The sequence below is a fragment of the Rossellomorea vietnamensis genome, assembly GCF_008180615.1.
GTDB lineage: Bacteria > Bacillota > Bacilli > Bacillales > Bacillaceae_B > Rossellomorea > Rossellomorea vietnamensis_D.
Genome location: NZ_VTEH01000028.1, coordinates 34,599 through 57,577, shown reverse-complemented (window position 1 = coordinate 57,577; position 22,979 = coordinate 34,599). Strand labels below are relative to the sequence as shown.

Here is a 22,979-nt window from a genome sequence, read left to right as displayed (position 1 = left end):
AAGGTTACAAACTGAGGTGTGGCGAATGGTTCGAGCTGAATCTTGGTTATGGAAAGGTGTTGTCATGCAGGCTTGAGCTCGGCAGAGATTGGTACATTATCACCGGCAGTCACGAAGTCCGTTTTTATTTGAAGCAAAATGAAACCTATGAGGTAGATTTATAGATGTTTTGGGGAGGCCTCACAAGCCTCCCTTCTGTATCTTTAATAGGCAATAAATCCGTCAAGTTCAGGACAAAATGAGCCGTCAGTTTCAGGACATTATGGAGCGTCATTAACACTCTTCCATAATGGAAGGTATGGAAAAAGTATTGAAGCATCCTAGATTCAAAGAGGAAATTCAACAAATTATCGGGGTATTATACGACTCATTAGAAACGGTAGAACTGCAGCCTAACTTTGACTTCCCTTGCCCGCTTCAAGTCCACAGCCGCTACTCAACAGCACAAGTGCTGGCCGGATTTGACTACAACAACGAAGAGCAAAGCCCGGCGTTCCGGGAAGGAGTCAAATACTTCAAGGACAAGAAGCTCGACATCTTTTTCATCACCCTGAACAAATCAGAAAAAGACTTCTCACCATCAACACTGTACGAGGACTATGCCATAAACGAAAAGCTGTTCCATTGGGAAACACAGAGTAAAGTGGGCGAAGAAAGCCGGACCGGCCAGCGGTATATCCATCATCGCCAAACCGGAAACAAAATCGCCCTGTTTGTCAGAGAATACAAAAAAGAGAAAGGCAGCATTCCTTCACCTTTCATCTTTCTTGGTACTGCGAATTATATTAAGCACTCAGGAAACAAACCAATGAGTTTTGTTTGGGAGCTTGAAGAGGAAATGCCTTCTTATTTAGTGCCTCGGGCTAATAAGAATATCCTATAAGACTTTACTATTTAAAAATCAAATATGCTAAAAGGGGGATTTATCATCGAAGAGTATTTACCATATCTGCCTGTAGTTATTGCTATACTGGCAGCTTCTTTAGGATATATAAGTGGACAAAGAAGCGGCAAAATAAATAGGTTTTTATTACAAGTGGACACTAATCTAAAGGAAGTTTGTGGGCCATTAAACTTCACATTACAGCATATCTCTGAAACCAATGACCCTGCATTGCGAGAAGGACTAATTGATGACTTTTTTCGCGAATTCAACTCACTAAATCCCACTCTATACAAACTCGGTAACAAATTCATCATTCGCTGGCATTTTAAATGTGAAAAGCTATATCAGACATTTAAGATAAGTCGAGATGTTAAAGACTGGGAAGAGTTCTGGAGACAGTTAGAATCTCTTAGAATTATGGTAGATGAGGAATATTGGAAGAATTTTGATTCATTATATGGGGAGTATAGGTGGTTTCAGAGCACCTTAACCTCTAATATCTTCATTAAAATTTGCAAAGAAGTTCTCCACTTCCTATTTCAAGCTATTCACTTTACAACCTTAGCATCACTAATCTTTGTCTTTTATTCAATATGGGATTACTTTCTTATAAAATATTTTCCGAGTGGGACGATATTGCTATCTGTCCTTGTATTAACCTTATCTATAATGATTTATGGATTCTTAATGATAATTGGAGCAAGTATTGCTGGTTTAAGAAATCAACGAGAGTCACTTATTAAGAAGGTTCTTGAAAAACGCTCCCCAAAAATAATCGATTTTTGGGAGGATAGAGTTTTACGGAGTTCAAAAAAAGAGATCCCTGAGATGTATAAACAAAGGAATATTGAATTATAATTTGCACGCGTATTAAAACTGAGGATGAGAACGAGAAAAAGTTACCTCGTCTACATCCTCAGGTTTTCATTTATTAACTATAATTTTATTTCAATCTCTTATGCACTCTATACCAATGTCTTTTTACTTGTCTACGGATTAAACTATGACATGGCAATTGATTCATTTTCTCATGAGCTTTATAAGCATAGGATACAAAATTACCGTAGCCCTTGTAACGATGACCTAAGTGAGTATATAGATTATAAAGTTCTTTCTTAGGACCTGGTCGTTTGGTTGCTAACGATATCCGTTTGCTAGTTTTTGCTTTCCTAAAAGCTCTAGAATAATATTTAAATAAACTCTTTTCTCTTAAGCTGATAAATTCTCCATCAGTAACAAACCCTAAATAATCTAACTTAGATAGCTCTAGGTTTTCGGTATATATTCTCCCATTCTTAAATAGTCGAATTTCTGTCTTCTCTTTTTGTATGTTTAGTCCATCTTTTTTATATTTTTTAACAATATCTAATATTTGATCACTTATCGATTGGAAAGTATCTCTTCCTTCATCAGAAATAGGTATTACTAAAATAAGATCATCACAATACCTTCTATATAAGATACTCCTATTTTTTCTTTCTGCCCAGTTAGAAATCTCCTTATCAAATTCAATTAAGTGGACATTAGAACACACTGCACTCATACCAGAGCCTTGTGGAATTCCGAATTTTTCCCTATTCACATGCAAATTGCCTTTTTTAAACTCTCTAAATTCTTTAGGTGCCATAAACTTAGAGGGTTTTACTTTTTTCAGTTGCTTTACACCATACTTATTTTTTAAGAACTTATCCAAATCAGTTTTATTAACATATGTATATTTAGTTATATTTTTAAATATCTTGTACCAATCTTCTGGTAATTCATCAACATTTAAGACCTTTTTTAAATTTTGTTTTAATGTTTGATGGGTGATATTATCAAAAAAACTTGTGAAATCCATTGAAATAATAACTGCTTTCTCTTGCTTGAACATGTAATCGAATACCTCAAAAGAAAAGTCTACGCTATTCTTACCCTTTTTATTATTTCGATAAGCAGTAGCGATATTGTCTATTCCAATTGACTCAGCATATATATTATAAGCATTATTTAACAAATCTCCATAGTATTTATAAATAAAACTATCTTTATGAGCCGCATAAAAAATCTTACGAACTTTGCGTTTAATCTCTTTCCTTTTTCTCTTCTTTCCCTGGTCATCTCTCTCTGTGATAGTGATATACTTCTTGAATATTATTTCAAAATGAATCGACGGCAAAAAAGCATAAGAAGCAATCCAATTGCTGTCTTGGATTTTAGGCTTCAAATGCTCAATTTTCACTCGATCATCAATATGTATATAACTCTTTTGCTTGTATTTGGACCAGTCAATATTAGAAGAGCTAGGAAGGTTATGTAATCGTCGTGGCCCCTTACTCCGTTTCATAACAGAACAACCTCCTAGCATACTGTTTTGGGATCTATTTAAATAAAACAGATTGCCCGTTGACCACTTTATTTCACTTTGTAAAAAGCGAAAGTCTTTAAACATTCAATTATAATTACATTAAGGAGGTAACTATAACTGTGATAAGTTTGACTGATGTCCAAGAACTGCAATTAATTGTACAGTATTTAGAAACCGTCTGGTTGCTTGGGAAGGTTCTTTATGTAAAGAAGCTTGCCAAGCCAGAAACCTATCTCTCTTGTAACTATTTTTACAAGACTATTAAATTATACATTAAATTCCATTGCCGGTCAATTTATCCATCAAACGTCCATATCTTCAAGTTCAAATTCCTCTTCCATTTCCTCTATTCTTAAAGCCAAATACTCATTAATCGCATCAAGTACACCTTGAATGTCTTTAATAATAGATATTCCCGATTCGATATTTTTTTTATAAAATCTTCTATATGATTTTTTTTTGTTTTCCTTGTTTGCGCTTTTAGGTATTAAATATCTTTCAATACTATTATCTATATCACCTCTTAAATCGGCAGTATACAAAATTAAATGATAATTTTGAAACCAATATTGCTCCTCACCCATATTTTTAAGAATATCAATATCTTTTTTTTCAAAGAGTCCTTCTTTAAGATAATGTGATATTAACAGCTGATTGTTTGATTCAATTACACCATCCTTTGTTTCTGATAAGATATCTGAAAAACCAAACATCTTAATAGCATAATAAAAATATAATTGTTCTTCGTTAAATCGCTTTTGGAGTACTTCCTTATACCTCACATGAAGAAACTTCTTTAACCTTTCATTATCAAAGTTACTCATCCCATTAAATTTATCAGCTACAAATAACAATGATTCTGGAGATAATTTGAGTAGGAAACACAACTGATGGTAATCATAGTCCTTAACTTGATACCTCTCAAGATCTAACTCTCTAAAGTATTTCGTCTTGAAAAAGTTGTTAATGAAGACCTTCTTAAGTTTATCATCTTCCAATTTGGAAAGTCTGAAAACAAGTTGATTAATGAAATAGAGTTTGTTATCAGTTTTTTCATCATTAAAACGCAAATTGCAATGTGCGATAATTTTTTTCCAATACCTAGCAACTAGGTTATAATTATTAAAAGTCTCATAGGTCCAGACCTCCTTTTTAGCATCATTCCTCTCTAGTTCATATTTTTCTAAGACTTGATCGAAAATTTTTATTACTTCAGACTCATCAGTGCTGTTACAAAAGAAGTAAAAGTCATCGGAAAAATAAGAGAACTCACAGTCTATTCCCGATTCTCTTATTTCAACTTCTATTTCATGACTAATATTTTTTAAGTTTGTTTCTGCAAAATATAAGGACAAGTAATTCCCCATGATTAAACCGTTTGTCTTCCCAAGATTCATATTTGATAGAAATCGCTCTTGGTGATCTTCAAAATCTATTAAATGTGTATATATTCGTCCATAGTATTCCTTTATATCTACCTTGATTAAATAATCATATATACATAATCGGTTAAAATCTTCCTCTAGTTGCCTATCATATTCACCTGATACAAAGTCCCCAGTATTAATGTTTGCAGATAAACGTTTATGTAGAGGATCCATACCCTGGATAGTATCAAAGTTTGATAAATCTTTATAATGTTCATATGCAGCCACAAAGTTCAAGATATTTGGAATTTTTAGCGTGCGATATTTATCATCTTGCTTTTTTACTCTAAAATTAAAAGGTTCAACCCAGCTCAAATCGTTAATATCAAAGGACGAAATATTATCTGGATACTCCATACTGTCTATATCCAAAAAATACTTCACAGTGTTTTTAAAATTGTACAGATTATTAAGTTTCATATTTATCCACGCTTCTTTCAATGAATTTTTACTTATTATCATTCTATAACCTAGTCTACAAATATACATTAATACTATTATTTTACCGTTTCTTACACAAACTTGTTCTGTAAATCGCGTTATTATGCAACCATTTGGTATGGGTGAGTATCAATTAATTGATGGCTTTTTGCCACCATACTATATTATGGTGGCAACCGAAGTATTGGACTGAATAGATTCTACTTTGTTAAATTTTACCTTGTTGTTATGTTACTATTTAAAGAAAAGAAACTTGAGGTTATAAGAATGAACGAACTTATCGTAGAAAAGAAAGACTTCAATCATGACCATCTCAATCATGTAAAAACTGTCCACTTAAACAACTATCCAATCGTATATATTCTTTACAATGACAAGAAAAAGCCCTCTGCCTATATAGGACAAACGGTTCAAGCTGCACGGCGTTTGAAGAATCATTTAGAAGATAAAAGGCGGAAGAACTTAAATCGTTCGATCTTAATTGGTCATGAGAAGTTTAATCAGTCGGCGACCTATAACATCGAGTCTAATCTTATAAACTTCTTTATTGCTGATAATCGCTACCAGCTGCAGAATGTGAGCCAGACGAACTCCAGGGAAATGCACGATTACTATAAGAAATGCTTTTATGATGTAAAACTTTTTCAAGAGATTTGGGAGAAGCTTAGAGAAGAGAAGGTCGTTTATGAAACTATCGAAAACCTGAGAAATAAAGATATTTACAAGTTATCTCCCTATAAAGAGCTCACATCTCAGCAGCTTGATATTAAAAATGAAATTCTTGAGTTCTGCAAAGAAAATATCAACCGTGAAGGCAACCACGTGATTGCGATTGAAGGTGACGCCGGATCAGGAAAGAGCGTTCTGTTAAGCTCTTTGTTTAACACTATTCAAGACTTAGCTCATGATAGCAGCTCCTCCCTCCACGGAACGGATAATTACCTCCTGGTGAATCATGGAGAAATGCTGAAGACTTATAAAGGGATTGCTAACAGCTTGCCTAATCTAAAGAAGAAGAGCCTCATGAAACCTACACCCTTCATTAATCAGAAGACAAAGGAAGACTCGAAGGCTGATATCGTTTTAGTAGACGAAGCTCACCTTCTCCTTACAAAGGAAGATTCCTATAATAACTTCCGGTATCAGAACCAGCTGGATGAAATTATTAAACGCAGCAAAACCACCATTGTTATTTTTGACCCGAAGCAAGTGCTGAAAATTAAAAGCTACTGGGATGATCGATTGCTTGAGGAAATTACAAATCAGTACAATGCCAAAACCGTAAAGCTGACTGATCAATTGAGGATGAACGCCAACCCTGAAACAATGAGGTGGATTGATCACTTTGTTGCGAAAGAGTTGCTTCCTTTACCACCTAAAAAGGAAGATTCAAAGTTTGAACTGAAAATTTTTGAAGAAGCTTCAGCCTTTAAAGAAGCCATTGAGTGTAAGAATGATGAAGTCGGTCTTTCACGTATCGTCTCAACATTTGATTACCTGCATAAAAAAGATAAGAAGACCTACATCGTAGACGAAGAAGGAATCAACATGCCCTGGAATAGTACTCAAGATAACATCACGTGGGCGGAATATCCCGAATCCATCAAAGAGGTCGGCTCAATCTACACTGTTCAAGGATTTGACCTAAATTATGTCGGCGTGGTCCTTGGCCCCTCTGTCAGTTATGATGAAGAAAATGATCGGCTGGTAATTGACCCTTCAAAATATAAAGACACCGGAGCGTTTTTTTCAAGAACAGACCTATCCCCGGAAAAGAACCAGGAGATAAAAGAAGAAATCATTTTGAACTCTATCAACGTTCTGATGAAGCGCGGGATCAGCGGCTTATATATATATGCTACAGATTCTACATTAAGGAAAAGATTACTGGAGTTGCAAAGCAAAGGAGAAAATCAATATGAGTGATATACAGAGTCTAATTGATTCAGTAAATAAATTCAGGGATGACCGCAACTGGCGTCAATACCATAACCCTAAGGACCTTGCCATCTCCATCTCAATAGAAGCAGCAGAGCTTCTGGAAGATTTCCAATGGATCAGCAGCGAAAAAGCACTTCATGAAAATAAAGAGAACATCCGGGAAGAAATCGCGGATGTTCTCATCTATTCGCTGATGCTTTGTTCTGATCTTGATTTGGATGTGAAGAAGATTGTTGAGGAGAAGTTGGAGAAGAATGGTGTGAAGTATCCTGTAGAAAATAAATAATCCAAATTAAACTTGGGACAGGACCACCACCTTGTCCCAGAGTACAATCTGTCTATCAGGCAGAGAGGAAACGTTGAGAACCTTGCCCCTTTTTTAAACAAATACCCTCTTTGCTGTTTTTCCTATAATATTTGTACCAATTCCATCGACTGTCCCACCAATAAAGCCTCCAACTAGAGGAACAGCTTTTCCTAAGTTAACAACACCTTTTTCTCCAAATTTCGTTACCAGCCTTATACAACTGCTTTGTTTATTGATCTAATGATTTCTACAGGTATTTTTTTAATAGCCTGTGTTGTAAGGGCTGTACCTACTTTTATGCCGGTTTGTTTTAGTATGTCCGATGCTGCTTGACCTGTTAAACATACAAATACAAATGATTTAACTTGGTCATCTTTTAAATCGTAGCCTTTCATATGGGCAATGGCTGCAATCATTCTAATTTGTACATATGTAACAGAAGCAATATTAGCCGGAATAGCTACAGGCAAAGTGATCAATCCACCTAATCCTGATAAAAAACCACTTGTTGCAGATTTTGTGTTCTGCCAGCGAATAAGGCTATTAATAGCTTTATCTATTGAATCGTGCTTCGACATAAAATTCTCAGCTAATTCATAGGCTGTATCGGTGCCTGGTATTCCATTTACAGACTTTTCATAAGCCCAATCCAACAATTTACCTACTTTGCTTTCTGTTATTTCATGATCTGACATATAAGGCTCCCCCCCAAAAAAGGATGTATAGTAATTTTATTTTAATATACAACACATAATCAGTATATAAATCACTTCAATAGAAGGAGGGGTGTCCTGAAATATTTTTTCGCATAAAGGGAAGGTGGGACAGGTTCCTTGTCTAATCTATAGTGAATTTCTTGAAGACTCAATCCTCAAATTTCACATATTCGACAGGAGCATCGGAATAATCATTTTGTCTATTATCAACTTGGGACAGTTCACCTGTCCCTTTAACTAATCAAGTTTATACTGTTCGAATTTTTGATATGACTGTTGGCCAACTAAGAATTTTAATATTGTCTTCCTTCTGTGGTAAGCAGCGTCTACAATAGAATTTTGACTAACTAAAATTAAATCAAATAACTCTTTAATCAATTTGACAAGCACATTTAATTTTTGGGATAAACCTTTAATGGGTTTGTTTTCCATACAATTATTATAAAATTGAGCTAGCTCCATTTTAGCATCCTCATTTCCATGTACGTATAGACATGAGGTATTATACTCGTCTTTAATAATATCTAAGTTAATTTCTACACTGTGTTCACTTACTAATTCTTGAGTTTTTTCCATTATACTTGCATTACTTATTGTATCTTTAGAGGTGATACCATTTATAAGTCGCAGACTTTGTTCAATGATTGACCTTAGATTAAAATAATAATATCTTGTTTCCCCTTTTTTTATTGAACTTATTAAATACATAATGTCAGAAGTTAATGCGTTTAATCTGTAATCCTCGCCATTTTGTCTAATCAAATACTTCAAAAACACAATCCTTTTTAAAATGAATCTTAGATGGTTTTTCTCTTGTTCATCTAGATTATTAAACTCAAGTTCAATAAAACTATTTATTTCTTCTTTAAGATCTACAAGTTCTGGTAATGTTATGTCAATTGTGCCCATCTTTAATTCCATCCATCCATTTACTAAAATCATTATTTGAAGAGTTTTTCATTTCATTTATATGAGCAGACTTCTCTAAGTAAATACTTACAAAGTCTAGCAACCTTTTTCTTGCAGACTCGTACTCTTTGTTTTCCATTTTATAAATATCCCTAGCTGTCCTAGCAAGTATCATTGTTCTAGATTTAATAATATATTCTTTATAAGTAAGATTATAAACGGCGTCTAAAAAAGGAATTATATCCTCATTTTTTAAAAAAATAGAGGTATTCAAGATAAGTTCTGTTGTGATACCTATCAGCTTATACTTGGGAACATTCTTGGACTTTAGCTCGCTTCTATAATAGTTTAGCTTACTATTCATTCATCACTAACTCCTTGTTCTATTCTATCTATAAGCTCTGCACAAATATCTTCTAAATCTTCTCTAGATTTCTTATACCTAGTCGGAATTGGGCCTTGCTTTCCTACTTGAATATCCTTTACATTACTAGTATAAGAGGTAAATATATATATTTGTTGAACTTCTTCTTTTGCTTCAAAACTATCCTTCATCTCTTGTTGCTTTTGGGTCAATTCATCATCAAGAATAGTGTAAATTAAACCTAAACATTCTAAATTGATATCCTCTTCTCCTGTTAAATTTCCAATTGCCTTTTGTAATGATGATATACCAATTATTGAATACCTATCAATTCGGTTTGGAATTAGGTAATAGTCTGATGCAAATAAGGCACTATCTGTATATATCGTTAACGTTGGTGGACAATCAATAATTATCAAATCGTAAATTTCTCTAAGACTATTATCTTTTATGAATCTTTTCAGTCTCTTAATATGTGTATAATCACTTGATTTATTTGCTAGAACTAGACTTAAGTCACCACAAACTATATGTAAATTACTTGAAAGTTGTATAATCATTTCCTCAGGAGAAGGAGATTGATATTGTTGAGAGAATTGTACTTGAGGCTTAAATAACTTATTAATTGTTTTCTCCACTGGCAAAATATCTTTAAAATAATCACCCTCGTAATAACTATCTAATAAAGCTTGTGTTGCATTAAATTGTGGATCAGCATCAATTATTAATACTTTTAAATTAGTATCCCCTCTATAATGCGCTAAGAAGTCAGCAACTCCAACGCTTAGAGTTGTTTTGCCCACTCCACCTTTCATATTTATAAAAGACACGATTTTTCCATTTTTCCCTCTTTTTTCGAACGGTAATTCTATTTGTTGATACATTAATTCATCCTCCAATGGTCACAAAATTCAAAGTAATTATCTCATAAATCAAACTTTTTCAAAACATATAAATTGTAATTAAGATACAGGCCTAGTCCTAATGAGACCTTATTTGTGAATAAAATTGTAGTATATTGTTTGGTTAATAATTTTAGATAAGGTAGGTAGCCATTACATTTCAAAAAGTTGATAATGTCACATCTGCCCTATTCTTGAATTTAGTTGCAATCAACCTTATGTATTTCCCAGTTACGCTAATTTGATAATTAAGTAGGAACTAGTTCATACTTAGCAGTATATTTTCGTGAGTTATCTTGTAGAAGTGTTCACGAATAAAAATAGGATTTTTCCAGAGCCTACTCAACAACTGCCTTTGTTTATTCTCGGCCAATATAAAGAAATAAGAATAAATGTTTCCCTATCCTGATCCACTACATGGTAAGATATTCATATTATTTTAGAAAGGAGGAAGATAAAAATGAATAAAGCCGTGTTTTTAAAAGATTTTCTAATTAATAATATTGAACATTTAGAGACTAGCTCTTCTTCAGGTACACACGCTATATACCCAACATTCGATTTACACCCCAGGGATTTCTTGAAATTCGCAAAAAATGAACTAGAAAACTTCACTCAAAAGAAAGATAAATTAATTCATATTATCAATTGTCTCTCGCATCTAAAAAGAGCACTAGATTGTCAGCTTGACTCCTTCTTTCACCACTTTGGTTTGTATTCAATAGTAAGAAAGAACAACCTAAAGTTTGATAAGAAAATGGATTTTTTAAAGGACATAGGTGTAATTGAATCAGCATCACTTTCAAGACTAAACAGAATAAGAAACAAAATGGAACATGACTACAAAATTCCAGATATTCAAGAGATTGAAGTTTATTATGATTTAGTAGTAGCTTTTATCTCAGTAATAGAATCAACAATAACCATGTTTCTTTCTAATTATCATGTACAAATTGGGTCAAATAATGAGAATTCCTTTAGATTTTTCGATCTAGAATACAAATTTAATGACGGACCTAAAATTACTTTTTATATTGTTTATCAAGATAAGAAGAAATTCAACTTAGAGGTTAATGTAACCGAAAGAAAAGAATTTGTATATTTCTTGAGAGCATTAATTTTCATGTCAAAATTAGAATATATGAGACATGAAACTATCATTGAACACCTTAGTTCTGAGTAATTTAATGTTACAGCCACATCCCAATATTCGTCGAATGCTAATAAATAAAAAAGGCCTGACCCCCAACAAGTAAATACGTTCGTGTACTGGGGATCAGGCCTTATTTTCATCTGCCAATCATCAACCAGCACTCTTCATTTGCACTTTCGTACGCACTGATCTTTTCGCACTAAGCCGAAAATACGTAACCGTAAGCGCAAGAACAAGAACGGTACCTTTTACAATTTCAAATGCGTAGTATGGTAAATTCAGCATGGTCAGCCCATTGAGGAGCACTCCTATTAAAGCTGCTCCGAAGAAAGTTCCTAATGCATTGGGTTTTCCCGCTCCAAGAACGGAGAATCCGACGAAGACAGCGGCTACAGCCTCCATCAGCAAGGAAGCCCCTGAATCTATTTGTCCCGAGCCAACCCTCGCTGTAAAAAGAATTCCTGCCAGCGATGCAAATATGCCGGAAACGACATAAGCAAGGGTTTTCACCTTTTTTACGTTAATTCCTGACAGCCGGGCTGCTTCTGCATTCCCCCCGGTCATGTACAGGATTCTTCCCCACCGGGTTTTATTCAATATCACGTAAACAGCAGCCACCAATACCAGCATTAAGATTACAGGTACAGGAATTCCCCATAGCCTTCCCTGCCCGATCCAAAGGAAGCTTTGATAGAACTCCCCGGGTGCCTTTCCTCCTGTTGTCAGTTCCATGTGGCTGTAGATAGAATATCCCTCCGTGTATGTGCGGTGCAGCCCGGAAATGATATACATGACCCCTAAGGTTGCCAGCAGATCGGGTATTTTAATTTTTACAATAAGAAGGGAGTTAAAGAGCCCCACCGCAGCGCCCGCCAAAATCGGGAGGATCAGGACTGCCCAAAGCGGGAGCTGAAACCATACCATCAAAGAAGCGGTTATGACCGTCGCAAGGGACATTGTGGATCCTACCGATAAATCAAATCCGTCCACTATCAGGGTGAATGTCACTCCTAGAGCGAGCAGGGTGACAATGGAAATGGAACGCAGAATATCGGATATATTACTGTAAGAAAAAAATGCCGGGTTCACGATGCTGAAATAAATCAAAATCAGCGCCATCAATAGGATGGCACCATATTTATATACAAACTGAAACACTTGGCTGCTCATCGTTTTCCTCCTTTCCCCCGCTCGCATAAAGCAGGATTTTTTCTTGTGAGGCCTCTTCTCTTGAAAATTCTTTTACAATCATCCCGTCATACATCACTAAGATCCGGTCTGAGACAGTCAGGATTTCTGAGATTTCACTCGTTAGATAGAGAATGCCCTTCCCCTCGTCCGCCAGGCTTTGGATAAGGTCGAAGATTTCCTTCTTTGCACCAATGTCCACGCCTTTGGTCGGTTCATCGAAGAGATAGAGGTCACTGTCTGCTCCAATCCATTTTCCGATCGCCACCTTCTGCTGGTTTCCGCCGCTTAAATGAAGAACCGGGTCAGTGCTTCCGCCTGTTTTAACACCCAGGTTTTTAATGATTTTTTCCGCATGGAGTTTTTCCGATTTTCTATTCATGAAAAGGAAAGAGGAAAACGATTTTAGATGCGGGAAAGAGAGGTTATGTTGGATCGACTCATTGATAAACAATCCCTCTTTCCTCCTTTCTTCCGGGATTAAAACCACACCGGCACGTATCGCATCCGCCGGACTTTTAAAGGGACCCCTTTTCCCATTCATCGTTATTTCACCTGATTCTGTCTTCGTAAGGCCGAACAGTATTCGTGACAGCTCTGTCTTTCCTGCTCCCACCAGCCCTGCGACTCCTACGATTTCTCCTCTTGAAACCGAAAGACTGACATTTTTCACTAACCCGCCATCACTTATCCCATCGACTTCTAACAGTTTCTTCCCAGGTACCGTTTTTTGTTTTTCTGTGATTACAAGGTCTTTGCCAAGCATGGCTTCCACAATTTGCTTATGAGAAGCTTCCCTTGTTTTTACCGTCGCAATGGTTGCACCGTCTCTCATGACGGTAATGCGGTCACTGATTTCAAATACTTCCGGCAGCCGGTGGGAAATGAAGATGATGCCCACCCCTCTAGTCTTCAGCTTTCTCACCATGTTAAAAAGGTACTTTGTTTCCTCGATCGACAGCGGGGCCGTCGGTTCATCCAGAATGATGATGCCGGCTTCTTTGACCAACCCTCTGGCTATCAGCACCATTTGCTTTTGAGCGAGTGTCAATTGGGAGACATATTGGTCTACGAGTATTCCTTCTTCATTTAGGAGCGCCAGAATTTCTTCCGCTTTTCGTCTCTGCTTCTTTTTTGAGATGAAAAAGCCGCTTTCTCCGGCAAAGAAATCAAGCAGGATATTTTCCGCGACTGTAAGCTGCGGCACTAATGCCGTATCCACCTCCTGGTACACACAGTGGATGCCCAGATCCTTAGCTTCTTTAGGAGAATGGATGCTGACTGGCTTTCCATCAAGATAAATATCTCCTTCATCATGGCTGTAAGCACCTGACAAAATCTTGATAAGCGTACTCTTTCCTGCACCATTGGCTCCCAGTAAAGCATGTACTTCACCAGAGGCCAAATGCAGTCCAGCTCCCTTCAACGCTCTTACTGCACCAAAGCTCTTAGAGATATTTCTCATTTCAAGAAGTGATGCACCCATCACGTTTCCTCCTTTCAAAGGAAAACATCAGGCGGCCTTTCATCCCGGCAGCCTAATGTCGTCCATATATTATTTGCCATCTTCCAATTCCTTCAGCGTTTCGGTATATCCCTGGTCGCTGTTGCCCCAGCCTTCCACATACTCATTCAGCTCCGCAGTTGTGATTGGCTCTTCCGGCAGGTCATCTTTTGAAACGAACACCGGTGTTAATTTAACATTGTCTGGAGTCTCTTCTCCGGATAATTTTTGATAAGCATAGCGAACCTGAATTCTGCCAATATCCTTAGGATCAACGGCTGCAGTTGCCACCCAAGGAGAATTTTTGTCCTGAATCATTTGCAGATCTTCATCACTCATATCGATTCCGTACACTTTGATATCTGTCCGGCCGGCCTGCTGGATAGCACGAACGGCTCCTTTGGCAAATTCATCCCATGCTGCCCAAACCGCTGTAATCTGCCCTTCCTCCGGATACTGCTTCAGAATCGCTTCCATTTGTGATTGTGTATCCAAAGCCGTATTCTGCGTTGCTGCTCCAAATGCAGCAACTTCTTCAATCCCCGTGTTCTCTTCAAGGAATTCCTTATAGGCGACTTGTCTTCGCTCCATCGGGGCAAAGCCGGCGACCCAGATTTTTACGATATTTGCGTTTCCATTTGAGTCCTCAACCAGCTTCTCAAGAGTGCTCTCGGCCATCTGCTGATCACCCTGTTCAAGCACGGTTACACCAGGTTCACTTATCTCAGCGTCAAAGGCAACGACTGGAATTTCTTTCTCAATTGCTTTTTTTACTCCGGCCGCCAATGCTTCTTTCGTGCCATGGTCTATTAGAATCGCATCAAATTCCTGGTTGATCGCTGCGTCCAGGTTGGAAGACATTTTAGCCAGGTCCCCATCAGAAGTAAATACTGTCGTCGTTCCACCGAATTTCGTCACCTGCTCCTTTACACCGTCAATATATTGAGCAGAAAACGTACCAAGATTTTGCTGCATAATTAAAGCGACTTTTTTATTGGCAAGCTGGTTATCACTATTGGTTTCATTGGCTGCCGCCTCTCCTTCGGTGGTGACGCCTGTCTTTGGCTGGCACCCGGCTATAAGCAGGGCAACTATAATCATACTCAGTAAAAAGCTCCACGTTTTATTCATCATTTTCTCTCTCCTTTAGTGTTTTTTTTAATGCTTTTGCTTTGAATTTATTGCTGCTGGCCTGCCTATCACTCCTTTTTAGATATAAAAAAGCCTCTTTCTCCATAGAGAAAGAGGCTGAAGATTATGTATCAAATCTCCATACCTCTTATCTCCCAGAAAAGAATATCTTTTCTGTTGGAATTAGCACCGTGCCTTAAGGTATTTACATACCGGCGCAAAACTTGCTAGCGCCCCGTTTCACAACGGAATTACGGTCGGTTGCTGGGCTTCATCGGGCCAAATCCCTCCGCCTGCTCTCGATAAGAGTTGAAAGCTTGCTTTTCAATTTTAATTACCTGTGCTGAATATTATCATCAAAATTAAATGTGCGCAATATGTTTTTTGAATTTTTAATTATTTTTATGTCACAGTGACGTTCCACATTTGCCGATAATATAAAGGGGCCTTACCTCCGATACGTTAATACGTTAGTGTGCTGGAGGGTCAGGCCCTGAACCCGTATTTGCTTAGCATAAAATTTCAAATTATATTACATTTCCAACTTTTTTACAATAAAATTGTTGTGTTTTTTTGATTATTAGTTATAATAAAGGTGAAAATAATTATTAAGAAAGAAATGAGCTTGTTCTTTTCGAAGGCTTACGTGCCACGTAGGCTACTTAGTAGAAAAGAGGGGGCTCATTTCTTATATTTACTTACATAATCTGTGTTCAGCTTACGAGTAGAAGGCTGGAACTTCCAATGCCTGTAAGGGTGATCCCAGTAACTAGATATGCCCTCACCCTTACCAGTCGTTTCGCCTATATTGAAATTCGGATAAATATCTCTTATGCGAGCATTTATGTGCTTATATAGCTTTTCTTTGGCGATAGTTCTTTTCCCTCGAACCCTCTGCCCTTCTGGTTTTACCTTGTGTTTTTCATTCAACCTAAACTCCATGGCCCCTAGAACGATATCCAAACACTGCAGAATTACATGCTTATGTGAAACAGCTTCTGCAATGTCTTCTTTACTTTTGAAAACTAACTTTGCTTCTCTAAATTCTTCTCCATATTGTAAGGAATGAATATAATCAATAAATTCTTTATTTTTTTGTTTGGTATCAGGGAGCTGATCAAAGAAAATGTATAAAGAAATCAGATTACTAGTATTATTTGAATACTTAAGGCCAAATGCATGTTTGAAAAATTGATAATATAATAAAAAATACTCTTTATCCCTTTGTTCCTTAGACAAGTTTGTGGCCAGGTATCTATTATGAGTGAACATAATTCTAATCTTCACTAAATCGTTTTGAATAAAATCAAAGAAACAATCCATTAATTACACATACTTCTCCAAATAATTAGGAGTGACTTTTTGCCATTTCACTTCACCTAACAGATTCAGGGAAACTTTTTTATCTTCAAGTGTATTTTTCACAATATGGAAATCAGTTGAACGGACAAGAGCACCACCATAAAAATTTCCGTAAAATTTCCCAGTTTTCTCGGATTCATCACAATAAATTATATACTGCATATACTCACCTTAAAGTTTTGAATTATTAATCTATTATAACAAATGAACACCCCTAACTGTAATATTAAGGATGTCCAATCGTTTTAAAGATACTATAAATCTATTGATTTAATGTCACAGTGACTTCCCGACATTTGTCGATAAATATAGCCGATGCGTTAATACGGTAGAAGCAAAGACACTTAGATATTTCTGGAAACCTGCTAAAATAGAATCACATCACTAAACAGAAACGAGGGATACAAAATGACTTCACTCGCCTTTGACCACCTTGTCCACTTTTCATCTAACCCTGCATCCGCGAAAAATAAAATGCTGCAGCACGGCATCCAGGCTATTGAGGGTGGGAAGCATGAAAACTGGGGGACTCATAACACGCTTGCATATTTTGGTTTGAGTTATATCGAATGGCTCGGAATTCAGGATCGGTCTGTTTCCATACAGGTTGACGATAACCCGCTGATTCAACAGCTTGTGGCTGAGCTGCCTTTGGGTGACCACCCGGGGAGGATCGCACTCAGGACGAATAACATGGATCAACTTGCTGCCGAACTTAAAGAAAAAGGTCTTAAACTCCATGGCCCTGTTAAAGGTTCGCGGTTAACGGACAGTGGAGAACTTCTGCAATGGTCCATGCTGTTTATCGCAGAGGAGCATCCAACACTTCCCCTTCCCTTCTTCATCCAATGGGGAGAAGGTGATGCGGTTAGGAGAGAGAAACTGAAGGTACACTCCAGCCATCCAGCCGGCTCTCCTCAAATAAAGGATGTGTATTTTGCAGTTGAAGATTTGGATGATACAATTTTCAGCTGGTCTTCCCTTTTCGATCTGCAAATCGGAGAGACGTACATAAATGAGGAATGGGGTGCAAAATGCCAGCGCCTTTACTTGCCGCACGGAAACCTGTTGTTTTGTACTCCTGTTGAGGATGGCGTGGTTAAGGATTTTCTCCAGGCGTTTGGCGAAAAACCTTTTGGCCTGCAGCTTGAAAACGGCCGCCAAGACCAGTCCATTCTTTTACAGGGAGGAATGTATGAGATTACTAAAGAATGATTAGAGGGGGTCAAGAAGTCTGATTTCCTCAAAAATCCTTCAGGCTATTTCTGTATCTTCTAAAAACTGAGGTGCTTACCAACGTTATGACTGACTATATTGTTTTGGAAAAAGAAGAGATTATCTACTATGTCTACAATCTGAACTGGTTACTTCCTGAGGAACAGCAGGAAGTAGCAAAGAAGGTTCTTTTTCAATTGCCTCCTGATCAGGTGGATTTGCTGATTCCCACGTACGGAAAAGAATGCTGGGAAAATGGTGTGTCCCTATTAAGAACTATGGGCTACCCGCGAAACAAACAGGCATTACCCAAATTAGTCCGCTTATTACAGGACCGGAACTGGCCAGGTGCCATGGAAGCAATAGCAACTTTCAGGGATGTAGGTAAGGATATCAGCACTCCCTATATTGAGAAAGAATGCGAAGAAGCTGTCAACTGTGGAGATGATGACTGGTTGGAGCACCTCTATTATGCATGTGAGAGTTTGAATATATCTAAAGAGGATTTCAGTAATCCGGTTACTTTTGAAAAAATGAGAATAGCGGCAGAATAAAAGGGCCTGACCTGCGGTACGTTAATGCGTTAGTGTGATGGTGGTCAGGCCACGATTTCTACATACCTCATCAATTCAAAACACTAGAACTACTGCAGCATCAAATACACAACATCATTACAGAATTACTTGCCCCTATCATTCAAAGCCAGGGAAAAGTTTTGACTACCAATATGAATACGGCTTAAATAATAATGAAGCAAGTAGAATAGTAATAAGGCGGTATATATATAAAAAATATTATCGACCCACTCGCAAAAGAATTTACAATGCACGCAATCAAATTTGAGGAAACACAAAAAAGTGGTAAATATAAGGATGGAAAGTATTCCTCTGAAAGGATAATTGAAATCGGAGACATGATGAAGAGGGATCACCAACTAGCTAAAGATTTAATAGATCAATTACTTAAAAGCGAACTCCCTAGTGTTTTATCAAGCACTTGTGTTTATGCCTTATTAGTTGACTATAGAACACAAGAAGCATTAGAGACATTAAAGGAAATCGCAAATGGTGATAATGGAATTACAAGTGTTTCAGCAGAAGTTACAATAGTACTTTTTAATTCAGGAGAATTATTTGAATTACACGGCATTGAAAGATATGAAAAATAAGAACATGAAAGTCGGGTCCTGACCCCCAGTACGTTACTGTGCTGGGGACTGAGATTCCCCCTAAAAAACAGTAGAAATAGCCGCTAGACTTCGTTTGAAAATGTCGGCTAAAGAAACTCCATCCATTTTACTGATTCTGTAAAATACAAATCTTCCTTGTTAAAGTAATCACTCATCTTATTATCACCATTCCACAAAGCTCTTCCTTCGTTCGTATTAGAGATAAAATATTCTTTATCCATATAAATAAATTCTATTTCTCTTCCCTGTTCCAAATAAATCAGTAAGTGTTGAAAGCTGATGGTTCCACCCGCTGGGACATCCCGGAAATCTTCTTGATTTCTCATTTATATCTCTCCTTTCCTACTATCAACTCGATACAGGGGCCAGACTACCGTAAGTTAATACATTAGTGTTCTGGTTTCTTCCTCTGTCCAAATAGAATCCGAAATCCCCCTAAGCTTAATATGATGGAAAGACGGGGCCTGACCCCCGGTACGTTAATGCGTTAGTGTACTGGAGGTCAGGCCCTGATCTCCCTTTGCGATACTCTATAGACTAATAAGGATTGATATCTATTTCGTTTTATCTCTTATAGCCTTGTCCATTATTTTATCTGTGATTTTTGGCGTTATAGCTTTCATTAAAAAGACAGAAAAAAATATACTTGCTGGAATAGCCATTTATATCGCCCTTTTCAGTGCGGGGATTGGAAAGACAGTGCCTGACCCCCGTTACATTAATATGTTAGTGTAGCGGGGGTCAGGCACTAATTTTAATGAAAAAGGAACATTTCTGAAGAAATGCCCCTCACCCATTATTCAAGACTATTCACTTTTTCCTTTTCAATAATATCCCTTACTACATCATCAATCGTCACATGTCCCAGTGCTTTCTCCAATGCTGTCTGGGCTATAGTGAAAAGCGGACCAATCGTATCCTGAATATTCCTTCCAACCGGGCATTTAGGATTGGGATTTTCATGAATACTGAATAATTCCTGGTCCTCGACAACATTAACTGCCTTATACACATCCAACAGGGTAATGTCCGTTAATTCCCTGGCCGGCACGGCACCGGCCACACCCGGTCTTACCTTTATTAATCCGGAATTTTTAAGCATCCCCATGATCTTTCTGATGAAAGCGGGATTCGTCCCGACGCTTCCCGCCAGATATTCAGATGAACTTACCCCGTTCTTATTGTATTCCAACAGGCTTAGTATATGAATTCCCACAGCGAATCGGCTGCTGATTGACATCCTTGGTACCTCCCTAACATGTAGGACTAACATTTTTACCATGTAATCCATTGGGTTACAAGTTTATTATACTCATCTCCGGTTCAGAACAAAAGTGCAAGCGCCTTGATCAGCCCCCACAGGCATAAGACAAGTGGGTGGGAAGGTTGTTCTTTACCCTTCTTGACGGATCGGCTAATGACCCAAGGGGGCTAGGAGCTGGATGCTGACATAAATCATAATTTCCTTAGCAAAAATTAAAATCGAAAGTGCAAGCTGTTGACAGATAACCAACCTGTATCTATAATAATTACATGTAATCGAAATAATTACAACTAAACCATACTGGAGGTTATTTTATGAAACTATTAGTTACAGGAGCAACAGGAAAATTAGGTTCAAAAGTGGTGGAGTCCTTATTGAAAACCGTTCCAGCAGATAGGCTGGCTGTCAGTGTCCGCAACCCGGAGAAAGCGGAAAGCCTCCGTTCCCGCGGGGTAGATGTCCGTCATGGAGATTTTGATCATCCAGAAACATTGGATACTGCCTTTGCCGGTATAGACCGCCTATTGATTATTTCTGCCGATGGTGATAACGATACAAGAATCCGCCAGCACAGCAATGCCGTCAAGGCTGCCGAACGTGCCGGTGTCAAATTCATCGCCTATACCAGCATTGCCAATGCTTCGGAAAGCGACAACTTGATGGCCCCTCCTCATGTTGCAACGGAAGCTGCTATCAAGGAAACAGGAATTTCTTATTCTTTCTTGCGGAACAATTGGTATTTGGAAAATGAAACAGGGAGCATAGAAGGTGTTTTGGCTGGTGCTCCATGGGTTACTTCAGCAGGATCAGGAAAAACCGGCTGGGCATTGCAGCAGGATTATGCCGAAGCTGCAGCGTCTGTCCTTGCAGGAGAGGGACATGAAAATACCATATATGAGCTTTCCGGTCCGCTTTACACCCAAGAGGAATTGGTTTCTGCTCTTGGAGACGTGTTAGAAAGAGACGTGCACGTCGAGCAAGTCACGGAAGAAAAGTATGGTGAAATCATGAAAGGGCTGGGTCTACCTGACTTTGTAGTCTCTATTGTAGTGGGAATACAAGAAAGCATCCGCAACGGATCCCTAGCAGTGGAAAGCGAAGATTTCGAAAAAGTCCTTGGTCGTCCCGTTACACCGTTAAATGAAGGATTAAAACAAATAGTTGATGCTGTAAATCAAACGAAAGAACAATAAATGAACTGGCATTTTGATATGTGAGGTTGAAGACGAAGTCTATTAAACTAGGCTTCGTCTTCTTGATATTGTTTTAGAAATATTGTTCTCCTGCGATTTCCCTCCCTGTTTAAGCACACAAGACTGTAGAGATTTGTATACATAACAGTACCTAAAAAGACAGGGCTTCCCCCCAGCTATTACGTTAGTTACCGGTGGTCAGGCCCGGATTTTGTAATACTACCAGGGGGTGCGGCTCTTTTATATGTGTTATTTGAACATCTGCTTACAAGTAATTTCACGAATAAAAATATTGTTAATGGTAAACCTTTTTATATAAAGATTAGGAGGGGTACTTGAATTGGAACCGATTAATCACCAAACTAAAATTAATGCGGCTGAATATGCATCTATTTGGTCACAATATATTAATGACAGTTTATCCCATTGTGTTCTGCGCTATTTGTTAAATGATACTAAGGACGAAAATATTCGTAATTTACTTCAATTCGCCCTGGAATTATCAGAAACCCATCTAAAAAAAACAAAGCAATTTTTAAATCAAGAAAACCTTCCTATTCCAATAGGTTTTACAGATCAAGACGTTACAATAGATGCGCCCAGCTTATTTACTGATACATTTAAGATTGTTTATTTGCATATTATGGCGATTCACGGATTAACAAGATATGCCGGGGCCACTAGTGTCAGTATTCGAGAGGACATTAGAAAATACTTTATTGAATGTACTTCTCAAACATTGGATCTGTATGATAGGGTAACTAATGTTTCCTTGCAAAAGGGGATTATTAATAAACCTCCTAGTTTAAACAATCAACAAACGATAGAGTTTGAAAAGAAGCAAACTTATTTAACTGGTTGGTTCGGGAAACGCAGACCCATTAATGCAATCGAAATCAGTGGTGTACACCTTAATATGCAGAAGACAATGATGAAAATGGTTCTGGAGTTAGGTTTCAGTCAAGTTTGTCAGTCTAAAGAGTTACGAGACTATATGGAACGAGCTCGGAAGATTTGTATAAAACACTTTGATATTCTTGGCTCTATGTTAAAAGAGGATAATTTACACGTTTCAAAGAGTTTTGATTCAGAAGTAACAGATTCAAAAGTTCCACCATTTTCGGATAAACTCATGCTCTTCCATATAGTAACACTGCTTTCTGCTGCATTGGGTTACTATAGTGAAGCGTTATCAATGAGCCAAAGAAGAGACTTGTCTGCAGATTATGCACGAATGAGTACAGAAATATCCTTAGTTGCCGAAGATGGAATAAATCTTTTAATAGAAAAAGGATGGATGGAACAACCTCCGACTGCTGCGGATCACGAAGGCTTGGCAAAAGATAAATAAATGCACGAGAATTTAAGGAAGGCTGGAACAAAACCTTAATAAAAGGCTCTCTTCACAAAGATTGCGGATGAGTAAAAAGAATGGATTTCCGCTCAGGAAAAGCGGTAAATAACCTGAAAAGGAACCTGTTTTAATAGAGTTAAATAAAATGAAAAAACCGCATGAAGTCAAGTATATAACCTTGATCTC

23 protein-coding genes, 1 pseudogene and 1 riboswitch are annotated in these 22,979 nt (G+C 37.5%); of the genes and pseudogenes, 11 read left to right on the top strand and 13 right to left on the bottom strand.

Annotated elements, in window-relative coordinates:
- The first annotated feature begins 11 nt into the window (after positions 1–11).
- The 3 genes and pseudogenes from FZC79_RS23405 (at position 12) to FZC79_RS22210 (ending at position 1,744) form a co-directional block, all read left to right on the top strand.
- Complete coding sequence (locus FZC79_RS23405) at positions 12–164, top strand: DUF5348 domain-containing protein (protein ID WP_187442619.1); 153 nt, start codon at positions 12–14, stop codon at positions 162–164.
- 116 nt (positions 165–280) lie between these two features.
- Positions 281–883: pseudogene (locus FZC79_RS22215) on the top strand (DUF3427 domain-containing protein); the annotation flags it as partial.
- Positions 884–907: 24 nt separating this feature from the next.
- Positions 908–1,744 carry a hypothetical protein gene (locus FZC79_RS22210; RefSeq protein ID WP_252183438.1) on the top strand — a complete coding sequence of 279 codons (837 nt, stop codon included), beginning with the start codon at positions 908–910 and terminating at the stop codon, positions 1,742–1,744.
- A gap of 85 nt (positions 1,745–1,829) precedes the next feature.
- Here the strand turns inward: FZC79_RS22210 and FZC79_RS22205 are convergent, their stop codons facing one another.
- On the bottom strand, positions 1,830–3,212 hold the full coding sequence (locus FZC79_RS22205; protein WP_148948809.1) for a reverse transcriptase domain-containing protein: 1,383 nt from the start codon (positions 3,210–3,212) through the stop codon (positions 1,830–1,832).
- Positions 3,213–3,535: 323 nt separating this feature from the next.
- Positions 3,536–5,017 (bottom strand): hypothetical protein, encoded by a 1,482-nt coding sequence (locus tag FZC79_RS22200; RefSeq protein ID WP_215727449.1) that lies wholly within the window; start codon positions 5,015–5,017, stop codon positions 3,536–3,538.
- Positions 5,018–5,368: 351 nt separating this feature from the next.
- On the opposite strand from FZC79_RS22200, the gene FZC79_RS22195 reads away from it, so the two are divergent.
- Positions 5,369–7,027, top strand: coding sequence for a DUF2075 domain-containing protein (locus FZC79_RS22195; protein ID WP_148948807.1), 1,659 nt, complete (start codon positions 5,369–5,371; stop codon positions 7,025–7,027).
- Positions 7,020–7,328, top strand: a complete 309-nt coding sequence (locus FZC79_RS22190; protein WP_148948806.1) for a nucleotide pyrophosphohydrolase — start codon at positions 7,020–7,022, stop codon at positions 7,326–7,328. The genes FZC79_RS22195 and FZC79_RS22190 overlap by 8 nt, the downstream gene beginning before the upstream one ends.
- A 233-nt stretch (positions 7,329–7,561) precedes the next feature.
- Here the strand turns inward: FZC79_RS22190 and FZC79_RS22185 are convergent, their stop codons facing one another.
- From FZC79_RS22185 to FZC79_RS22170, 4 genes are all read right to left on the bottom strand, one after another.
- The gene (locus FZC79_RS22185) at positions 7,562–8,044 is read right to left on the bottom strand and encodes an EcsC family protein (protein WP_252183437.1); all 483 of its coding nucleotides are present in this window, start codon (positions 8,042–8,044) and stop codon (positions 7,562–7,564) included.
- 258 nt (positions 8,045–8,302) lie between these two features.
- Positions 8,303–8,974, bottom strand: coding sequence for a hypothetical protein (locus FZC79_RS22180; protein WP_148948805.1), 672 nt, complete (start codon positions 8,972–8,974; stop codon positions 8,303–8,305).
- The gene (locus FZC79_RS22175; protein ID WP_148948804.1) at positions 8,961–9,338 is read right to left on the bottom strand and encodes a hypothetical protein; all 378 of its coding nucleotides are present in this window, start codon (positions 9,336–9,338) and stop codon (positions 8,961–8,963) included. Before FZC79_RS22175 ends, FZC79_RS22180 begins: the two co-directional genes overlap by 14 nt.
- Complete coding sequence (locus FZC79_RS22170; RefSeq protein ID WP_148948803.1) at positions 9,335–10,222, bottom strand: ParA family protein; 888 nt, start codon at positions 10,220–10,222, stop codon at positions 9,335–9,337. Before FZC79_RS22170 ends, FZC79_RS22175 begins: the two co-directional genes overlap by 4 nt.
- 478 nt (positions 10,223–10,700) lie before the next feature.
- Between FZC79_RS22170 and FZC79_RS22165 the strand changes: the two genes are divergently transcribed.
- The gene (locus FZC79_RS22165) at positions 10,701–11,423 is read left to right on the top strand and encodes a hypothetical protein (RefSeq protein WP_148948802.1); all 723 of its coding nucleotides are present in this window, start codon (positions 10,701–10,703) and stop codon (positions 11,421–11,423) included.
- 120 nt (positions 11,424–11,543) lie between these two features.
- Here FZC79_RS22165 and FZC79_RS22160 read toward each other — a convergent pair whose 3' ends face one another.
- From FZC79_RS22160 to FZC79_RS23725, 5 genes are all read right to left on the bottom strand, one after another.
- Positions 11,544–12,563, bottom strand: a complete 1,020-nt coding sequence (locus tag FZC79_RS22160; protein WP_148948801.1) for an ABC transporter permease — start codon at positions 12,561–12,563, stop codon at positions 11,544–11,546.
- A complete protein-coding gene (locus FZC79_RS22155) occupies positions 12,532–14,067 on the bottom strand; it encodes a sugar ABC transporter ATP-binding protein (protein ID WP_148948800.1) in 1,536 nt (511 codons plus the stop codon). The genes FZC79_RS22160 and FZC79_RS22155 overlap by 32 nt, the downstream gene beginning before the upstream one ends.
- 69 nt (positions 14,068–14,136) lie before the next feature.
- Positions 14,137–15,219, bottom strand: coding sequence for a sugar ABC transporter substrate-binding protein (locus FZC79_RS22150; RefSeq protein ID WP_148948799.1), 1,083 nt, complete (start codon positions 15,217–15,219; stop codon positions 14,137–14,139).
- 142 nt (positions 15,220–15,361) lie between these two features.
- Positions 15,362–15,525, bottom strand: a riboswitch (SAM riboswitch).
- 372 nt (positions 15,526–15,897) lie between these two features.
- Positions 15,898–16,488 carry a hypothetical protein gene (locus FZC79_RS22145; RefSeq protein WP_252183436.1) on the bottom strand — a complete coding sequence of 197 codons (591 nt, stop codon included), beginning with the start codon at positions 16,486–16,488 and terminating at the stop codon, positions 15,898–15,900.
- Between the two features lie 54 nt (positions 16,489–16,542).
- Entirely contained in the window at positions 16,543–16,740 is a 198-nt protein-coding gene (locus tag FZC79_RS23725; protein ID WP_252183435.1) for a hypothetical protein, read from the bottom strand.
- Between the two features lie 246 nt (positions 16,741–16,986).
- Here FZC79_RS23725 and FZC79_RS22140 point away from each other — a divergent pair, with 246 nt between their 5' ends.
- The 3 genes from FZC79_RS22140 (at position 16,987) to FZC79_RS22130 (ending at position 18,961) form a co-directional block, all read left to right on the top strand.
- A complete protein-coding gene (locus FZC79_RS22140; protein WP_148948798.1) occupies positions 16,987–17,793 on the top strand; it encodes a VOC family protein in 807 nt (268 codons plus the stop codon).
- A gap of 86 nt (positions 17,794–17,879) precedes the next feature.
- Positions 17,880–18,347, top strand: a complete 468-nt coding sequence (locus tag FZC79_RS22135) for a hypothetical protein (protein ID WP_148948797.1) — start codon at positions 17,880–17,882, stop codon at positions 18,345–18,347.
- A gap of 269 nt (positions 18,348–18,616) precedes the next feature.
- Complete coding sequence (locus FZC79_RS22130) at positions 18,617–18,961, top strand: hypothetical protein (RefSeq protein WP_148948796.1); 345 nt, start codon at positions 18,617–18,619, stop codon at positions 18,959–18,961.
- Between the two features lie 107 nt (positions 18,962–19,068).
- Here FZC79_RS22130 and FZC79_RS22125 read toward each other — a convergent pair whose 3' ends face one another.
- Positions 19,069–19,308 carry a hypothetical protein gene (locus tag FZC79_RS22125; RefSeq protein WP_148948795.1) on the bottom strand — a complete coding sequence of 80 codons (240 nt, stop codon included), beginning with the start codon at positions 19,306–19,308 and terminating at the stop codon, positions 19,069–19,071.
- Positions 19,309–19,778: 470 nt separating this feature from the next.
- On the bottom strand, positions 19,779–20,222 hold the full coding sequence (locus FZC79_RS22120) for an Rrf2 family transcriptional regulator (protein WP_148948794.1): 444 nt from the start codon (positions 20,220–20,222) through the stop codon (positions 19,779–19,781).
- A 338-nt stretch (positions 20,223–20,560) separates the two neighbouring features.
- Between FZC79_RS22120 and FZC79_RS22115 the strand changes: the two genes are divergently transcribed.
- Complete coding sequence (locus tag FZC79_RS22115) at positions 20,561–21,439, top strand: SDR family oxidoreductase (RefSeq protein ID WP_148948793.1); 879 nt, start codon at positions 20,561–20,563, stop codon at positions 21,437–21,439.
- Between the two features lie 340 nt (positions 21,440–21,779).
- Complete coding sequence (locus FZC79_RS22110) at positions 21,780–22,790, top strand: DUF3231 family protein (RefSeq protein WP_148948792.1); 1,011 nt, start codon at positions 21,780–21,782, stop codon at positions 22,788–22,790.
- Positions 22,791–22,979: the final 189 nt, after the last annotated feature.